The sequence below is a fragment of the Sphaerisporangium rhizosphaerae genome, from assembly GCF_042665155.1.
Taxonomy (GTDB): domain Bacteria; phylum Actinomycetota; class Actinomycetes; order Streptosporangiales; family Streptosporangiaceae; genus Sphaerisporangium; species Sphaerisporangium rhizosphaerae.
The window spans coordinates 72,576-88,471 of the sequence record NZ_JBHTCG010000017.1; the positions used below are offsets into that span (position 1 = coordinate 72,576).

Here is a 15,896-nt window from a genome sequence, read left to right on the forward strand (position 1 = left end):
CGCCGGCCGGGCAGGGCCGGAGGACACCGGCCGTTTCCCACCGACCAGGAAGGAGGAGGTGATGGCCGAACCGCGGAGCCTGGCCGTTCCGGCGGGGGACGTCTCGCTCGGGGCGGACGTGGCCGTGCCGCCGGACGCCCGGGGTGTGGTGGTGTTCGCCCACGGCAGCGGCAGCGGGCGGCACAGCCCCCGCAACCGGCACGTCGCCGCCGAGCTGAACGAGGCCGGGCTGGCCACCGTGCTGATGGACCTGCTGACCCGCGAAGAGGAGGAGATGGACGCCTTCACCGGCGCCCTCCGCTTCGACATCGGCCTGCTCGCCGAGCGGGTGGTCGCGGTCACCGACTGGGTGGCGCGGCAGGAGCGGCTGTCGGCCCTCGGCATCGGGATCTTCGGCGCCAGCACGGGCGCGGCGGCGGCCCTGGTGGCCGCGGCCCGGCGTCCGGACACGGTGCGGGCGGTCGTGTCGCGCGGCGGGCGGCCGGACCTGGCCGGCGACCACCTGCGCGAGGTGCGTCAGCCGACCCTGCTCATCGTGGGCGGCGACGACCCGATGGTGATCGTGCTGAACCGGGAGGCCATGGAGCGGATGCCCGGCCCGACCGGGTTCGCGGTCATCCCCGGCGCCACCCACCTGTTCGAGGAGCCCGGCACGCTCGACGAGGTGGCCCGCCTGGCCGGAGAGTGGTTCGTCCGCCACCTGAGCGGCGCGCACCCCGGCGGCGCGTACCCCTTTCCTGAGCGGCGCTCAGGGCCCCCAAGGTAGGAGATCAAGCCTTTACTCCGGGTTGTCCGCCTTGGGGTGTCGGCACCGTGTGTACGCATCGTAGCCTGACGACTACGGTACATAACGGAGCGTGAACATGCCTGTGACGTCGACCACGCGCGAGGCGGTCAGCGAAGCCTTCTCCCGGCGGGAGTCCGCGGGGCGCCGGCTCACCGAGGACTCCGAGCGCATCACGCGCGCGTGCCGTGCCATGGCCGTGCGGTTCCACCGCGGCGGCAAGCTGATCGTCTTCGGCAACGGCGGCGCGGGCACCGACGCCTCCCACATCGCCGTCGAGTTCATGCACCCCGTCGTCGTCGGCAAGCGGGCCCTGCCCGCGATGGCGCTCGGCAACGACGCCGCCACCGTCTCCGCGGTCGGCGCCCGCGACGGCCTGGCCGAGGTCTTCGCCCACCAGGTGCGCCACTGGGGCGCTCCGGCCGACATGGCCCTCGGCGTCTCGCCCGACGGGTGGTGCGCCAACGTCCTGAAGGGGCTGGAGGCCGCCCGCGAACAGGGCCTGTTCACGATGGCCCTGCTCGGCGGCGACGGCGGCGCGATCGCCCGCAGCGCGGCGGTGGACCACGCGCTCATCGCCGGCGCCGAGGACCCCGCGGTGGTCAAGGAGATCCACGTCACGATGTACCACGTCCTGTGGGAGCTGGTCCACGTCTTCCACGCCCGCACCCGCCCGGACATGGCCCGATGACCCCTCGCGAGGGCACGCCCGCGCCCGTCCGCCGCGCCGCCGCGCGCGCGGGGAGGAGCGCCGATGGGCGCCGGTGACGAGGCGGCCGCGGAGGGGACGGACGGCCTGTACCCCTTCCTGCGCGGACGCGGACGCGGACGCGGACGCGGCCACGGGCCCGGCGGCGAGCACGGCCGGCGCGGCGAGCTGGAGGAGCACGCCGTCCGCTCGACCGCGGCCAAGGCGGAGGAGATCCTGCGGCTGCGCGCGCAGGTGGGCGAGCTGCACGCCGAGCGGCTCGCCGTGTGCGCGCAGGACATGGCGGACCGGTTCGCCGCGGGCGGGCGGCTGTTCACCTTCGGCAACGGCGGCAGCAGCACCGACGCCCAGGAGGTCGCCACCCTCCACCTGCGGCCCCGGCACGGACCGCCGCTGCCCGCCCTGTGCCTGACCTCCGACGTCGCCGTCGTCACGGCCCTGTCCAACGACGTCGGGTTCGACGTCGTCTTCGCCCGGCAGATCGCGGCCCTGGCCCGTCCCGGCGACATCGCCCTCGGCCTGTCCACCAGCGGCGGCTCCGCCAACCTCGTCCAGGCCTTCGAGGAGGCGTGGGGGCGCGGGCTGCTCACCGTGGGCCTGGCCGGCTACCAGGGCGGACGGCTCGCCGAGCTGGCGGAGCTGGACGTCCTGGACCACCTGTTCGTCATCCCGTCCACGTCCGTGCACCGCATCCAGGAGGCGCAGACGACGCTCTACCACGTGCTCTGGGAGGTCACCCGGCACCTGCTGCAAGACGCGCCCACCGGCCGCGGCGACGGGCGGGGGCGCGTCCCGACGCTCACCGACACCGGCCAGGAGTGCCAGGAGTAATGGAGGCGGTATGGGCACCATGACAGAGTCCGCGCAGGACAGGGCACGGGAGCAGAAGGAACCCGTCGTCCACATCCTCTGGATCAACGCCGGCATGAGCTGCGACGGCGACTCGGTCTCGCTCACCGCGGCGACGCAGCCGAGCATCGAGGACATCGTGCTGGGCGGCCTTCCGGGCCTGCCGGCCGTGGAGGTCCACTGGCCGCTGATCGACTTCCACAGCGGGCCGATGCAGGGCGCCGACGCCATGATCGAGTGGTACTTCCTCGCGGCGCGCGGCGCGCTGGAGCCGTTCGTCCTGGTCGTCGAGGGCTCGATCCCCAACGAGTCGATCAAGCAGGAGGGCTACTGGTCGGGGTTCGGCAACAACCCCGAGACCGGCCAGCCGATGACCCTGCCCGAATGGCTGGACATCCTGGCCCCCAAGGCGACCGCCGTCGTCGCGACCGGCACCTGCGCCACCTACGGCGGCATCCACGCCATGGCCGGCAACCCGACCGGGTGCATGGGGCTGGCCGACTATCTCGGCTGGGAGTGGCGGTCCAAGGCCGGCGTCCCGATCGTGAACGTCCCCGGCTGCCCGGTGCAGCCCGACAACATGTCGGAGACGCTCCTGTACCTGCTCTACCAGCTCAACGGGCAGGCGCCGATGATCCCGCTGGACGAGGCGCTGCGCCCCACGTGGCTGTTCGGCCAGACCGTCCACGAGGGCTGCGACCGGGCCGGGTACTACGAGCAGGGGCAGTTCGCCGTCGAGTACGGCTCGCCGAAGTGCCTGGTGAAGATCGGCTGCTGGGGGCCGGTCGTGAAGTGCAACGTGCCGAAGCGGGGCTGGATGGCCGGCCTCGGCGGCTGCCCGAACGTCGGCGGCATCTGCATCGCCTGCACGATGCCCGGCTTCCCCGACAAGTTCATGCCGTTCATGGACGAGCCGCCCGGGGCGATGGTGTCCTCCTCGATCAGCACGGTGTACGGCGGGGTCGTGCGCAGACTGCGCGGGATCACGCTGCACACGGTCGACAAGGAGCCGAAGTGGCGGGCCAAGGGCCGCGCCCTGCTCACCGGGTACCGGGCGCCGTGGAGCTGACACATGACCGCCCGAACCGCACGGCGCCCTGGGAGCTGACATGACCACCGCCAAGGACGAGAACCGCGACCTGGTCGAGATGGCCTGGGACCCGATCACCCGCATCGTGGGCAGCCTGGGCATCTACGCCAAGATCGACTTCAAGGCCCGCGAGGTCGTCGAGTGCCACAGCACCTCGTCGATCTTCCGCGGCTACAGCGTGTTCATGAAGGGCAAGGACCCGCGGGACGCGCACTTCATCACCAGCCGCATCTGCGGGATCTGCGGCGACAACCACGCCACCTGCTCGGTCTACAACCAGAACATGGCCTACGGCGTGCGCCCGCCCGCGCTCGCCGAATGGATCATCAACCTGGGCGAGGCGGCCGAGTACATGTTCGACCACAACATCTACCAGGAGAACCTGGTGGGGGTCGACTACTGCGAGAAGATGGTGCGCGAGACCAACCCCGGCGTGCTCGACCTCGCCGAGCGCACCGAGTGCCCCAACGCCGGCGCGCACGGCTTTCGCACCATCGCCGACATCATGCGCTCGCTGAACCCGCTGGAAGGCGAGTTCTACCGTGAAGCGCTGGTCATGAGCCGCGTCACGCGCGAGATGTTCTGCCTCATGGAGGGCCGGCACGTCCACCCCTCCACCCTGTACCCCGGCGGGGTCGGCACGGTCGCCACCGTTCAGCTCTTCACCGACTACCTGACCCGCCTCATGAGGTACGTCGAGTTCATGAAGAAGGTCGTGCCGATGCACGACGACCTGTTCGACTTCTTCTACGAGGCGCTGCCCGGGTACGAGCAGGTCGGGCGGCGGCGGGTGATGCTCGGCTGCTGGGGAAGCCTGAACAACCCCGAGCACTGCGACTTCACCTACGAGAACATGAGCTCCTGGGGCCGGGAGATGTTCGTGACGCCCGGCGTCATCGTCGACGGCGAGCTGATCACCAACGATCTGGTGGACATCAACCTCGGCATGCGCATCCTGCTCGGCAGCTCCTACTACGAGGACTGGGCCGACCAGGAGCCGTTCGTCACCCACGACCCGCTCGGCAACCCCGTCGACATGCGGCACCCGTGGAACCAGCACACCATCCCGCGGCCGCAGAAACGCGACTTCGCCGACAAGTACAGCTGGGTCATGTCGCCCCGCTGGTACGACGGCACGGACATGCTCCCGCTGGACACCGGCGGCGGGCCCATCGCCCGGCTCTGGTCGACGGCGCTGTCCGGCCGGGTGGACATCGGCGGCGTCGAGGCCACCGGGCACAGCGTGATCATCCGGCTGCCGAAGACCGCCACCAAGCCCGAGACCACGTTCGAGTGGAAGATCCCCGAACGCGACGGAGAGCTGCTGTCCAACGCGATCGAACGCAACCGGGCGCGCACCTACTTCCAGGCGTACTCCGCCGCCTGCGCCCTGTACTTCGCCGAGAGGGGGCTGGACGAGGTGCGGCGGGGGCGCACCCAGACCTGGGAGCCGTTCGAGGTGCCGGAGGAGGCGATCAGCTGCGGCTTCACCGAGGCGGTGCGCGGCCTGCTGTCCCACCACATGGTGATCAGGAACGGCAAGATCGCCAACTACCACCCGTACCCGCCGACGCCCTGGAACGCCAGCGTCCGCGACAGTTACGGAACGCCCGGCCCGTACGAGGACGCCGTGCAGAACACGCCCATCTTCGAGGAGAACCCGCCGGAGAGGTTCAAGGGCATCGACATCATGCGGACCGTCCGCAGCTTCGACCCGTGCCTGCCGTGCGGGGTGCACATGTACCTCGGCGGGGGCCAGGAGCTCCGCAAGCTGCACAGCCCCCACGCCTTCAATGCCGGCACCTGAGCGGACGCGCCCGGCGCGGGACGTGCGGGCCGCCGGGGAGCGCGTCGAGACGCTGATCGACCAGCTCGGCGCGCTCGCCGACCCCGCCGCCCGCGCCCGCGCCGAGGAGCTCGTCCGCACCCTGGTCGGCCTCTACGGAGCCGGGCTGGAGCGGGTCATGGCCATCGTGGTCGAGAGCGAGGCCGCCGAGGTGCTGCGGCGGCTGGCCGGCGACGAGCTGGTCTCCGGGCTGCTCGTCCTGCACGACCTGCACCCGCTCGGCACCGAGGAGCGCGTCCGCGCCGCACTGGACGCCGTGCGCCCCTCCCTCGGCCTGCACGAGGGAGGGGTGGAACTGCTCGGCGTCGACGAGGCGGGGGTGGTGCGGCTGCGGCTGTCCGGCAACTGCCACGGGTGCGCCTCCTCGCGGGTCACCGTGACCCAGGCCATCGAGCGGGCCGTGCTCGGTGCGGCCCCCGAGGTGACCCGGCTGGAGGTGGACGGGATGACGCAGGACGCCCCGCCGCTCATGCAGATCGGGCGCCGCCCGCCCGGCCCGTGCCCGGTCCCCGAGGAGGCCGCGCCATGACCGCGTCCGGCTCCCCGGTGCCGCCCTGCCCCGGTGGAGCCCGCGGGTCCGGAGCGGTGGCCGGTGCGGGTGCGCCGTCGACGCCGGAAGCGGTGGCCGGTGCCGGTGTGCCGTCCGCGCCGGCGGCGGTCGCGGGTCACGGCCGGGGCGGCGTGGGGCTGCGCCGGTTCCGGGAGCCCGTCGAGTCACGGGGGCCCGTGGCGGAGGTGTGCGAGATGTGCGCCGAGCCGCTGGGCGACCGGCACGGCCACGCGGTCGACACCGGCACCCGCGCGCTGCTGTGCGTCTGCGCGGCCTGCCGCCTGCTGCTCTCGCGCGGCGGCACCGTCGCCCGGGGCCGCTACCAGGCGGTGCCCGAACGCTACCTGTACCTGCCGCGGATGCGGCTGTCGGCGGCCGACTGGGAGGAGCTGCAGATCCCGGTGCGCACCGCGTTCCTGTTCCACAACTCCGCGCTCGGCCGGTTCGCGGCGTTCTACCCGAGCCCCGGCGGGGCGACGGAGTCGCTGCTCGACCTGTCCACCTGGGAGCGCGTCCTGGCCGCCAACCCGGAGCTGCCTCCGGCCGAGCCGGACGTCGAGGCGTATCTGATCGACCGCCGCCCAGACGGCTTCGCCTGCCACCTCGTCCCGATCGACGCCTGCTACGAGCTGGTCGGCCTGGTCCGGGTGCACTGGAAGGGCTTCCACGGCGGACAGGAGGCGCAGGAGGCCATCGCCGCCTTCTTCGACGGGCTCCGCCGCCGCGCCGAGACGATCCCGGCGGACGTCCAGGGGGATGCGGCCCCGGCCGATGACCCGGCGGACGACCCGGCGGAGGCAGCCCCGGTGGAGGCAGCTCCGGTGGACGCGGCTTCGGTGGACCCGCCGTCGGGCGCCGGCTGCGGTGGCGGGCCGGTGGCGGCGGCGCGGGAGGAGGGACGCGGGCATGGCTGAGATCGGGTTCCGGTGCCTGGGCGTGCGCCCCGACCCGTACGGGGTCTTCCCGACCCTGCTGTTCCGGCTCGGCATCACCGCGCCGGACGACGGCGCCGTCCACGCCATCGCGCTGCGCTGCCAGATCCGCGTCGAGCCGCGGCGGCGGACCTACGGCGCCGCCGAGAGCGAACTGCTCGCGGACCTGTTCGGCGACCCCTCCCGGTGGGACGAGACGGTGCGCCCGTTGCAGTTCGCCAACGTGTCGGTCATGGTCCCGAGGTTCACCGGCGCCACCGAGATCGACCTGCCGGTGCCGTGCGGCTACGACCTGGAGGTCGCCGCGGGCAAGTACTTCGCCTCGCTGGACGACGGCGAGGTGCCGCTGCTGCTGCTGTTCAGCGGCACGGTCTTCGCCAGGGTGGGGGAGGGGTTCACCGTCCGGCAGGTGCCGTGGGACCGCGAGGCCCGCCAAGGGCTGCCGGTCTCGACGTGGCGGGAGATGATCGACCGCTACTTCCCCGGCGGCGGCTGGCTGCGCCTGTCCACCGACACGCTGCGGGCGCTGCAGCGGTACAAGTCCGAGCGCGCCCTGCCCACATGGGACGAGGCCATGGAGGCCCTGCTCAAGGAGGCCCGCCGATGAGCGCGCCGATGGACGTCGCCCGCAAGGTGGCCGACGCCGTGCTGTACGAGGGCTACCTGCTCTACCCCTACCGGGCCTCCGCCGCCAAGAACCGGCTGCGCTGGCAGTTCGGCGTGCTCGTGCCCCCCGCGTACACCGCCACCGCCGAGCCGTCCGCGAGCGTGACCGAATGCCTGGCGGACGGCGCCGCGCACGCCCTGCTGCGTCTTCGCCTGCGGTTCCTGCACGTCAAGGAGCGCAGGGTCGAACGCCTCCGGCGGGGCCGGTTCGTGCCGGTCGCCGAGCTGGACTGCGACGGCGTCACCCATCTGACCTTCGACGAGGCCACCGCCCGCGAGGTCGAGGCCGTCGTGCCGATGCCCGGACTGGTCGGCGCCGAGCGGGCGGTCCGCGTGCGCCTGCCCGGCGACCGCGCCGAGCGGCCCATCACGGCGGCGTCCGGCGAGGTGCTGGGCCGCGTGGTCACCGCGCACCGGCCGGTGCGGGCGGTGCTGCGGATCGCGGCCGAGCGGCAGGACGGCCCGTACGGGCTGCTGAAGGTGCGGGTCAGGGTGGAGAACGCGGCCGAGGCGCCGCCCGCCGCCACCCGCGAGGAGGCGTTGCGGCACTCGCTGGTCGCCGCCCACCTGCTGCTCGCGGTCACCTCCGGCGCGTTCCTGTCGCTGACCGACCCGCCGGAGTGGGCACGCCCGGCCGCCCGGGGCTGCCGCAACGTCAACACCTGGCCGGTCCTGGTCGGCGAGCCGGGGCGGCGCGACGTCGTGCTGTCCTCCCCGATCATCCTGGACGACCATCCCGGCATCGCGCCCGAGAGCCCCGGCGACCTGTTCGACGCGACCGAGATCGACGAGATCCTCCACCTGCGGACGCTCACGCTGACCGAGGAGGAGAAGCGCGAGGCGCGGGCCACCGACCCGCGGGCGGCGGAGATCATCGACCGGGCCGGCGACCTGCCGCCCGAACTGCTGGAACGCCTCCACGGCGCGATCCGCCGCCTCGGCCCGCCCGCCACGCCTCCGTCCTCGTCGCCATCGCCACCGTCCTGGTCGGCGTCGCGGCCGTCCTCGTCAGGGCCGTCGCCCGGACCCCGCCGGCGGGGATCGTCGTCCGGACCTTCCGGACCTTCCAGACCGTCCGAGGCGGAGGAGGACGGGAGGGTGACCGTGGCCGGGGTGGAGATCGGCCGGGGCGCGCGCGTCCGGCTCACTCCCGGCGCCCGGCGCGCGGACGCGCACGACATGTTCCTGACGGGCAGGACCGCCCAGGTGGAGGCGGTGCTCCGCGACGTGGACGGCACCCGCTACCTCGCCGTCACGCTGGACGACGACCCCGGCGCCGACCTGCACCGCTCCCACGGCCGCTTCCTGTACTTCGCCCCCGACGAGGTGGAGCCGGTCGTCGCGGACGGGGTGGGGCCGGTCGTCCCGGACGGGGAGGCGGGGACGTGAGGACGCTGGTCGCGGGCGTGGGCAACGTCTTCCTCGGCGACGACGGCTTCGGCGTCGCCGTGGCCCGGCACCTGGCCTCGGCCGGCGTGCCGGAGGGCGTCGTGGTGTCCGACTTCGGCATCCGTGGCGTCCACCTGGCCTACGAGCTCACCGGCGGCGGGTACGACCTGGCGATCCTGGTCGACACCGTCGCCCGGGACGATCCGCCCGGCACCCTGTACGTCCTGCGTCCCGCGTCGGAGCAGGTGCCCGGCACGTTCGTGGACGCCCACGACATGACCCCCGAGGCGGTCCTGGCGCTGGCCGGGACACTCGGCGGGGACCTCGTCCCCGTCCTGCTCGTGGGATGCCGGCCGGCGGACCTGTCGCCCGGCATGGAACTGAGCCCGCCGGTCGCCGGCGCCGTCGGCCGGGCGGCGGACCTCGTCCTCGAGATCGTCGAGGACCACAGAAGGGAGACCGATGACGAAGCGACTGATCATGCTGACGGCCGTGGTGGCGGTCGGCGTCATGGTGTACCGGTCGATTCCGGACCTCAAGCGGTACATGAAGATCCGCCAGATGTGACCCGCGCGCCGGCGGGCGAGGTCGCCCGCGACCGGCCGGCCGGTGCCCGCACAGGAAGTCGGACACCGACCTTCCAGATCTGAGAGATGAGGTGGACCGTGCACGAATACGGGATCGCGGAGTCGATCCTCGCCGCGGTGGAGGGACGGGCGGACGGCCGTCGGGTGCGCCGGGCCCGGGTGCAGGTGGGCGCGTTGCTGCGCGTCGCCGAGCCGTCGATCAACGACGCGTGGAGCCTGGTCACCGAGGGGACGCTGGCCGAGGGCGCGCGCCTGGACCTGGTCACGCTCCCGGTACGGCTCACCTGCCGTGACTGCGGGAACGCCACCACCTCGGTGGACCCCTATGCGGTGTGCCCCGCCTGCGGGACCACCGACGTCGACACCGAGGGCGGCGACGATCTCGTCCTCGAATCCATCCAGCTCGCGGAGGCGACTCATGTGCCTGGGGATCCCCGGGGAGATCGTGGAAATCCTGTCGGATCGTCCTGACCTGGCCAAGGTGGACGTCAGCGGCGTGCGGCGGGCCGTCAACATCGGCCTGCTTGAGGGCGAGGCGCTCGCGCCGGGCGACTGGATCCTCATCCACGTCGGCTTCGCCCTGTCCAAGATCGACCAGGTGGAGGCGCGGGCGGCGCTCGACTTCCTGGAGAGCATCGGCCAGGCGTACGAGGACGAGATGGCCGCCCTGCGCGACTCCGTGATCGAGCAGGGGTGAGGCCGATGCGGTTCGTCGACGAGTACCGCGACGCCGGCAAGGCCCGGGCCCTGGCGGCGCGCATCGCCGCGCTGTGCGAGCCCGGCCGGGCGTACAAGTTCATGGAGGTGTGCGGCGGGCACACCCACACCATCTACAAGCACGGGCTGGAGGACTACCTGCCCGCGTGCGTCTCGCTGGTCCACGGCCCGGGATGCCCGGTCTGCGTCATCCCGATGGGACGGGTGGACGACGCGATCGCCATCGCCGAGCAGCCGGATGTGATCATGACGTCGTTCGGCGACATGATGCGCGTCCCGGGCGGCAACGGCTCCTTCCTGGACGCCAAGGCGCGCGGCGCGGACATCCGCATGGTGTACTCACCGCTGGACGCCCTCAAGATCGCGCGCGACAATCCGGACAGGCGCGTGGTCTTCCTGGCCATCGGGTTCGAGACCACCGCCCCGTCCACCGCGATGACCGTCATGCGCGCCGCGGCCGAGCGCATCGGCAACTTCTCGGTCTTCTGCAACCACGTGACGATCATCCCGGCCATCAAGGCGATCCTGGACTCGCCCGATCTGCGGCTCGACGGCTTCATCGGCCCCGGTCACGTCTCGACGGTGATCGGCTGCAGGCCGTACGCGTTCATCGCCCACGACTACGGCAAGCCGCTCGTGGTCGCCGGGTTCGAGCCGCTGGACGTGCTGCAGGCGGTCCACCGCAACCTCGTCCAGCTCGCCGAGGGACGGGTGGAGATCGAGAACCAGTACGGCCGCGTGGTGCCCTGGAACGGCAACCCCAAGGCCCTCGCGGTGATCAACGAGGTGATGGAGCTGCGTCCCACCTTCGAATGGCGGGGCCTGGGCTTCATCTCCGACTCCGCGCTGTGCGTGCGCGAGCGGTACGCCGAGTTCGACGCCGAGCGCGTCTTCCACGTCCCCGGCTTCCGGGTGGCCGACCCGAAGGCCTGCCAGTGCGGCGAGGTGCTCAAGGGCGTGCTCAAGCCGTGGGAGTGCAAGGTGTTCGGCACCGCCTGCACGCCCGAGACCCCGATCGGCACCTGCATGGTGTCCTCGGAGGGGGCCTGCGCGGCGTACTACAACTTCGGCCGCTTCTCGCGCGACCGGGTCAAGGAGGCGACGCGCGCATGAACCGCGACGAGCAGGTGCTGAACCCGGCTCCGCCCGAAGCCCGGGACCGCGAGCGGCTCGTCCTCGCGCGCATCGAGCGGGCGCGCCGCGCCCGGCCGCGGCTGCGCGAGGAACTGGTCACCCTCGCCCACGGCGCGGGCGGCAAGGCCGGCCGCACCCTGGTCGAGGCGGTCTTCCTCGAGGCCTTCCGCAACCCCCTGCTGGAGCCGCTGGCCGACGGCGCCATCCTCGCGCCCGGGACGTCCCGCGAACGGCCGGACGCCGAACGGCCGGTCGAGCGGTCCGCCGATGGGCGGGTCGACCAGGCGGCGAGCGCCCCGGCGCTGGCCTTCACCACCGACTCCTACGTGGTGACCCCGCTGTTCTTCCCCGGCGGCGACATCGGGGACCTCGCCGTCAACGGCACCGTCAACGACCTGGCCATGTGCGGGGCGCGGCCGGAGCACCTGTCGGCGGCGTTCATCCTTGAGGAGGGGTTCCCGATCGCCGACCTGCGCAGGATCGCCGCCACGATGGCCGAGGCGGCGCGGGCGGCCGGGGTGACGATCGTCACCGGGGACACCAAGGTCGTGCAGCGCGGCAAGGCCGACGGCTGCTACATCACCACGGCCGGCGTCGGCACCGTGGCGCCGGGGGTGCGGCTCGGCGCGTCCGAGGTCCGGCCGGGGGACGCGGTCATCGTCTCCGGGCCCATCGGCGAGCACGGCGTCACGGTGATGCTCGCGCGCGGCGGGCTGGACATCGAGGCCGACGACCTGGTCTCCGACACCGCGCCGCTCAACGGCCTGACCGCCCGTCTGCTCGACGCCTGCCCCGGCCGGCAGGTGCGGTGCCTGAGGGACGCCACCCGGGGCGGGGTGGCCACCGTGCTCAACGAGGTGGCGCAGACGGCGGAGGTGGCCGTGGTCGTGGAGGAGGAGGCGGTCCCGGTGCGCCCGTCCGTGCGCGGCGCGTGCGAACTGCTCGGCATCGACCCGCTGTACGTCGCCTGCGAGGGCCGCATGGTCGCCGTGGTCGCCGGCGACCGCGCCGACGCGGCCCTCGCGGCCCTGCGCGGGCATCCGCTGGGGGAGGGCGCCGCCGTCGTGGGCCGCATCGGGGAGGACCCGCCTGGCCTGGTCCTGCTCAAGACCGGCTTCGGCGGCACCCGCATCGTCGACCTCCTCGTCGGCGACCCGCTGCCCCGCATCTGCTGATCGACGGGGTGGACATCATGACCCGGGGCCTCGCCGGTCAGGACGCCGGTGAGAAGCAGGCCGGTCGGTTTCCGCGCCGTCAGCCGAGCGTGTGGAGAAGGGTCCGCAGGGCTCGGTCGAGGGTGCCGGCCTCGCCGGGCGGGAGGGAGGAGACGAGCCGCCGCAGGTTGGCGGCGTGGTCGGTCATCGTCGCGTCGATCACCTCGCGTCCCCGGGGAGTGAGCGCGACCAGGAAACTACGGCGGTCGGCCGGGTCGAGCCGGCGTTCCACCAGACCGGCCTCCTCCAGCCGGTCCAGCCGGTTGGTCATGCCCGCGCGCGACATCATCAGCATGTCGGCCAGCTCGGACGGGATGAGTGTGTAGGGCTCGCCGGCGCGCCTGAGCGCCGCGAGCACGTCGAACTCGCCGCGCCGCAGCCCGTGCCGGGTGAAGACCTCCTCCACGAGCGGCCGCAGCACCTCGGCCAGCAGCCAGAGCCGGCCGAGCGTGCCCATGGCCGACAGGTCCAGGTCGGGACGCTCGCGCCGCCACTGCCCGAGGATCACGTCGGTCAGGTCGTGCTCATCCTGCTCGCTCATGGCGGCAGCATATTTGACGCAAGATAGTTAGCCTTCGTACTATTCGGATCATAACTATCAGCGAGCGAAGGATGAACGATGTCCTCTACCGATGGCCGCGCGACCGAGCCGGTCCTGACGCGTGCGGGTGAGGCCGAGCACCTCGGCGGGTCGCCCAACGGCACCTGGCTGCTGGCCGACGCCGGCGATACGGGCGGCGTCATGAACGCCGTCCGCACCACCTTGGGCCCGGGCACCGACGGCCCGCCGCCGCACTTCCACAAGCGGGCGCCCGAGCTGTTCTTCATGCTGGACGGCGCGCTGCGCGTCCTGACCGGCGAGCGCGTCGTCACGATCGAGAAGGGCGACTTCCTGCTGGTGCCCCCGCTGATGACGCACGCGTGGGGCACGCCGGACGGCGTGGGCGCCGACGTGCTGATCATCAAGGCGCCGGGCGACGACCGGTTCGACTACTTCCGGCTGGCCGACCGCGTCCGCCGGGGCGAGGCCGGCCCGGGGGAGATCTTCCAGACCCAGGAACGCTTCGACAACCACTTCGTCGACAGTCCCGTCTGGCGACAGGCGACCGGCGCGGGCGGCCAGGCCCGGGCCAGGCTGGTGGACCTCTGACCGCGCCGGAACACCGCCGCGGCGGCGGCGGATCCGGGCGATGCCCAGGTGGGTGGGTATGTACATGGACGGCGGCGCATGTGCGATGACGTCGCCGGCCGAACGGGGGTGGAGATCATGACTGAGCCACGAGGGCCTGGCGGTGCCGCCGGGAGCATGCCTGACATCGAGGAGATCCGCCGGCAGGTCCACCGGGACGTCGCCATGGCCGGCGACCGCGCGTTCGACAGCCCGCCGCGCGGCGGCGTCCGTCCGCCGCGGGTGATGACCGAGGTGGAACGGCACGGCGTGTCCCCGATCGACAGCCAGGCCAGTTCACCGCTGGGAGTGGGCACGAGCAGCACCGCCCGCGCCGAGCGCATCGCGCACCGCAAGGAGGAGCCCGGGCGCAGGAAGGCCGGCGTCGAGCACCGGGCCCGCCGCCCGTACGGCGTCTCCACCCCCGAACACGGCACCGGCGTCGGCCCCTCGGGGCCCGTGGACGAGGAAAGCCCCTACATGCCCCCCGGCGACCAGGCCGGCTGACCGGCGACGGCCGAGCCGGCCCGGGCCCCGCGCACCGGAGCCCGGGCCGGCTCACCTGGCCGCCGGCGTCAGCCGCCGCAGGCGGCGAAGACGAAGGTGTTCCTGACCCGGTAGGTGTCGCGGACCCGGACGGCGCCGGTCCCTGGGTCCACCTGGAGAATGTGCATCGTGCCGTTGCCGGCATCGCCGGTGAGGACGTGCAGGGTGACCTGGCGGGCGCCGGTCCAGTCGACCATGTCCGGCGCCCCGCCCCCGGGGAGCTTCACCCGCACGCTGTTCACCACGGCGTTGGAGCGCAGGTCGAACAGCTTCAGAGCCCGGGAGCCCTCCGAGTAGAAGGCGACCAGGTCGCCGTCCGCGTGCAGCGCCATCGGCACGTCCTGCGCCGCGATCTGCGGCGGCACCTGCCGCGTCGCCTCCGCGCCGCTCAGGTCATAGGTGATGATCTCCGTGGTGTTCTCGTCGGTCCGCCTCCTGGTGAGCACCTGGTCCTCGTCGCCGCTGAACCCCAGCAGTTCGTCCCCCGCCGGCAGGGAGCCGAGCCGCCGGCCGGACGCCACGTCGTAGAGCCACAGGAACTTCTCGTTCGCGCCGTCGTGTACCGCCAGCGTGCTCCCGTCGAGCGACAGGGCCAGGTCGAGGCCCATCATGTTCGTCTTCGCGGGCAGCGCGGCCGCCGGCATGACGCGGACCTTCCCGGTGAGCTCCCGTACCACCAGGCGGTCGTCGCGTTCGCGCACGTACGCGATGTGCCCGCCGTTCCCGCTGACCGCGATCGGGGCCGGCGAGTCCTTGTGCACCTTGCGATGCCCGTCGCGGGGGAACACCCGCGCGTCGGGCAGTTCCCTGACCTTGCCGCTGTGCAGCATGAGCCGCCAGGGCCCGCAGGGCCTGTCCTCCTTCTTGTTGTTCGTGCACGTCCTCAGCGCGGCATAGCGCACCGCGTCTCCGGTGTCTCCCGCGTGCTCGTGCCCGGACATCCCCCGTCCGGTCGTGCCCGTCCCGGCGGCGCTCCGGGGGCCGGCGGCGGCCATGGTGGTGGCCGCGCCGAGGCCCGCGGCGGTGGCCGGGCCGCCGTGGCCGGGCGCGGCGGCGGCCGACGCCGGTGCGGCGACCATGAGCCCCCCGAGGACCAGCGCGGCCAGTGTGCGTATTCTCATGACTTCTCCCTTCGCACTGGTTAGAGCGCCGGCCGGGGAGGAAAGTTCGCGCAGGAAAAGGGTTCAGAGCGTCCGGGTCATGTAGACGCTGTTGGGGTCGTGCCCGTAGTCCGCGAACGGCTCGCAGTAGGCGAAGCCGAGCTTCTCGTACAGCCTCCTGGCGGGCAGGAAGAACTCCTGCGACCCGGTCTCCAGGCTCAGCCGGGTGAACCCCTCGCGCCTGGCCTCGCCGATGATGTGCTCCAGCAGCAGGGTGGCGACGCCGCTCCGCTTGCGCCGCGGCGCCGTGCGCATGGACTTCACCTCGGCGTGCTCGGCGTCCAGCCTCTTGATCGCGCCGCAGCCCACCAGGATGCCGCCGTCCATGACCGACCAGAAGGTGACGTCGGGCTTGCGGAGGGCGTCGAGGTCGAGGGCGTGCACGCTCTCGGGAGGGGTGATGGACCGCATCTCCGCGAGGTGCGCCCGGAGGAACTCGGCGATCGGCGGACCGGAGAGGTCGTCGACCACGATCTCGATGCTGCTCACTCTGTCTCCGGGGGCTCGGCTTCGGCGGGTGCGTTCCCAGCGTAGGCGGCTTCGGGCGAGGTCTCC

The 15,896-nt window shown here is 72.8% G+C and carries 19 protein-coding genes; 16 read left to right on the top strand and 3 right to left on the bottom strand.

The window, feature by feature from the left end; genetic code table 11:
- Nucleotides 1–61: 61 nt before the first annotated feature.
- From ACFQSB_RS23935 to hypE, 14 genes are all read left to right on the top strand, one after another.
- On the top strand, nucleotides 62–766 hold the full coding sequence (locus tag ACFQSB_RS23935) for a dienelactone hydrolase family protein (RefSeq protein ID WP_380829223.1): 705 nt from the start codon (nucleotides 62–64) through the stop codon (nucleotides 764–766).
- Nucleotides 767–863: 97 nt separating this feature from the next.
- Nucleotides 864–1,475, top strand: coding sequence for a D-sedoheptulose-7-phosphate isomerase (locus ACFQSB_RS23940; protein WP_380829224.1), 612 nt, complete (start codon nucleotides 864–866; stop codon nucleotides 1,473–1,475).
- Between the two features lie 63 nt (nucleotides 1,476–1,538).
- Nucleotides 1,539–2,324, top strand: a complete 786-nt coding sequence (locus ACFQSB_RS23945; RefSeq protein ID WP_380829226.1) for a D-sedoheptulose-7-phosphate isomerase — start codon at nucleotides 1,539–1,541, stop codon at nucleotides 2,322–2,324.
- Between the two features lie 10 nt (nucleotides 2,325–2,334).
- Nucleotides 2,335–3,411, top strand: a complete 1,077-nt coding sequence (locus ACFQSB_RS23950) for an NADH-quinone oxidoreductase subunit B family protein (protein WP_380829227.1) — start codon at nucleotides 2,335–2,337, stop codon at nucleotides 3,409–3,411.
- A 40-nt stretch (nucleotides 3,412–3,451) separates the two neighbouring features.
- The gene (locus ACFQSB_RS23955; RefSeq protein WP_380829229.1) at nucleotides 3,452–5,239 is read left to right on the top strand and encodes a nickel-dependent hydrogenase large subunit; all 1,788 of its coding nucleotides are present in this window, start codon (nucleotides 3,452–3,454) and stop codon (nucleotides 5,237–5,239) included.
- Complete coding sequence (locus ACFQSB_RS23960) at nucleotides 5,226–5,807, top strand: NifU family protein (RefSeq protein ID WP_380829230.1); 582 nt, start codon at nucleotides 5,226–5,228, stop codon at nucleotides 5,805–5,807. The genes ACFQSB_RS23955 and ACFQSB_RS23960 overlap by 14 nt, the downstream gene beginning before the upstream one ends.
- Entirely contained in the window at nucleotides 5,804–6,742 is a 939-nt protein-coding gene (locus tag ACFQSB_RS23965; RefSeq protein WP_380829232.1) for a DUF5947 family protein, read from the top strand. The genes ACFQSB_RS23960 and ACFQSB_RS23965 overlap by 4 nt, the downstream gene beginning before the upstream one ends.
- Entirely contained in the window at nucleotides 6,735–7,367 is a 633-nt protein-coding gene (locus tag ACFQSB_RS23970; RefSeq protein WP_380829233.1) for a DUF6084 family protein, read from the top strand. The genes ACFQSB_RS23965 and ACFQSB_RS23970 overlap by 8 nt, the downstream gene beginning before the upstream one ends.
- Nucleotides 7,364–8,815 (top strand): hypothetical protein, encoded by a 1,452-nt coding sequence (locus tag ACFQSB_RS23975; RefSeq protein ID WP_380829235.1) that lies wholly within the window; start codon nucleotides 7,364–7,366, stop codon nucleotides 8,813–8,815. Before ACFQSB_RS23970 ends, ACFQSB_RS23975 begins: the two co-directional genes overlap by 4 nt.
- Nucleotides 8,812–9,465, top strand: a complete 654-nt coding sequence (locus ACFQSB_RS40485; RefSeq protein ID WP_459117352.1) for a hydrogenase maturation protease — start codon at nucleotides 8,812–8,814, stop codon at nucleotides 9,463–9,465. Before ACFQSB_RS23975 ends, ACFQSB_RS40485 begins: the two co-directional genes overlap by 4 nt.
- Before the next feature lie 15 nt (nucleotides 9,466–9,480).
- Nucleotides 9,481–9,873, top strand: a complete 393-nt coding sequence (locus ACFQSB_RS23990; RefSeq protein WP_354840723.1) for a hydrogenase maturation nickel metallochaperone HypA/HybF — start codon at nucleotides 9,481–9,483, stop codon at nucleotides 9,871–9,873.
- Nucleotides 9,848–10,099, top strand: coding sequence for a HypC/HybG/HupF family hydrogenase formation chaperone (locus ACFQSB_RS23995; protein ID WP_354840726.1), 252 nt, complete (start codon nucleotides 9,848–9,850; stop codon nucleotides 10,097–10,099). Before ACFQSB_RS23990 ends, ACFQSB_RS23995 begins: the two co-directional genes overlap by 26 nt.
- Nucleotides 10,100–10,104: 5 nt before the next feature.
- The gene (hypD, locus tag ACFQSB_RS24000; protein WP_380829236.1) at nucleotides 10,105–11,232 is read left to right on the top strand and encodes a hydrogenase formation protein HypD; all 1,128 of its coding nucleotides are present in this window, start codon (nucleotides 10,105–10,107) and stop codon (nucleotides 11,230–11,232) included.
- Nucleotides 11,229–12,428 carry a hydrogenase expression/formation protein HypE gene (hypE, locus tag ACFQSB_RS24005; protein WP_380829237.1) on the top strand — a complete coding sequence of 400 codons (1,200 nt, stop codon included), beginning with the start codon at nucleotides 11,229–11,231 and terminating at the stop codon, nucleotides 12,426–12,428. Before hypD ends, hypE begins: the two co-directional genes overlap by 4 nt.
- Before the next feature lie 79 nt (nucleotides 12,429–12,507).
- Here hypE and ACFQSB_RS24010 read toward each other — a convergent pair whose 3' ends face one another.
- Entirely contained in the window at nucleotides 12,508–13,008 is a 501-nt protein-coding gene (locus ACFQSB_RS24010; protein WP_380829238.1) for a MarR family winged helix-turn-helix transcriptional regulator, read from the bottom strand.
- Between the two features lie 78 nt (nucleotides 13,009–13,086).
- Here ACFQSB_RS24010 and ACFQSB_RS24015 point away from each other — a divergent pair, with 78 nt between their 5' ends.
- A complete protein-coding gene (locus ACFQSB_RS24015; protein WP_354840737.1) occupies nucleotides 13,087–13,617 on the top strand; it encodes a cupin domain-containing protein in 531 nt (176 codons plus the stop codon).
- 156 nt (nucleotides 13,618–13,773) lie between these two features.
- A complete protein-coding gene (locus ACFQSB_RS24020; RefSeq protein WP_380829240.1) occupies nucleotides 13,774–14,142 on the top strand; it encodes a hypothetical protein in 369 nt (122 codons plus the stop codon).
- 68 nt (nucleotides 14,143–14,210) lie between these two features.
- On the opposite strand, the gene ACFQSB_RS24025 is transcribed toward ACFQSB_RS24020, so the two are convergent.
- Together ACFQSB_RS24025 and ACFQSB_RS24030 are read right to left on the bottom strand one after the other, a co-directional pair.
- Nucleotides 14,211–15,302 (bottom strand): hypothetical protein, encoded by a 1,092-nt coding sequence (locus tag ACFQSB_RS24025; RefSeq protein ID WP_380829241.1) that lies wholly within the window; start codon nucleotides 15,300–15,302, stop codon nucleotides 14,211–14,213.
- Between the two features lie 63 nt (nucleotides 15,303–15,365).
- Nucleotides 15,366–15,830, bottom strand: a complete 465-nt coding sequence (locus ACFQSB_RS24030) for a GNAT family N-acetyltransferase (RefSeq protein WP_380829243.1) — start codon at nucleotides 15,828–15,830, stop codon at nucleotides 15,366–15,368.
- Nucleotides 15,831–15,896 lie beyond the last annotated feature (66 nt).